Genomic DNA, 757 nt, shown 5'->3' with positions numbered 1-757 from the left:
TGAGGTTCACCCCGAATGGTGGACAGGGGCTTACGAGGGGTTCAGGCAGCCGTTCGGAGTGCCTGCTCGAAGTTGTCGGGGCTGAGCATCCCGATAGCGGAGTGCCGCCGCACACTGTTGTAGAAACGGACCCATTTGTCAATCGCGGCAACGAGTTCTGTCTTTGTGGCGTAGGTGTGCCGGTAGTAGTGCTCGTGTTTGAACGTCGACCAGAACGACTCCGCTGGGCTGTTGTCCCAGCAGATTCCGGTCGCGCCCATCGACCGGCGCAGGCCGTGCCGGAAGCACGCCTTCGCTGTCAGGTGCGCGGTGTACTCGCCGCCACGGTCGGAATGCAGGATCGTGCCACGGCATCTGCCGCCGCGGGTGCCCACGGCGGCATCGATCGCGTCGGTGACCATCTCGGCGCCGATGTGGTCGGATATGCTGTAGCCCAACACTTTCCGGGAGTGTCCGTCCCGGATCGCGCACAGGAACATGTCCCCCTGACCGCACGTCAGATAGGTGATGTCGGTCAGCCAGACCGCGTCGAGCCGGTCCCGGTCGAAGTGCCGGTCGACCAGATCCGGTGGGAACGACGCGGCCGGATCGACCACTGTCGTCTTCACCTTGAACGTGCGCGGGCTGATGCCCTCAAGCCCGATCGAGGCCATGATCTTGGCGACGGTCTTCGCTGTGATCACCTCGCCCCGCTCACGCAGCTCGGCAGTGATCCGCGGCGACCCGTAGGTCCCGCTCGAGTCCTTGTGCGCCTGGG

1 protein-coding gene is annotated in these 757 nt (G+C 64.7%); it reads right to left on the bottom strand.

The features are described from left to right. Positions 1–41: 41 nt before the first annotated feature. A partial coding sequence (locus PUT80_RS46230; RefSeq protein ID WP_275295926.1) for an IS3 family transposase occupies positions 42–757 on the bottom strand: 716 nt, incomplete at its 5' end.

The organism is Amycolatopsis sp. La24, assembly GCF_029087445.1.
In the GTDB taxonomy this organism is placed as follows: Bacteria; Actinomycetota; Actinomycetes; order Mycobacteriales; family Pseudonocardiaceae; genus Amycolatopsis; species Amycolatopsis nivea.
The sequence above is the reverse complement of the archived record's forward strand: the minus strand, read 5'-3'. Positions and strand labels throughout refer to the sequence as shown.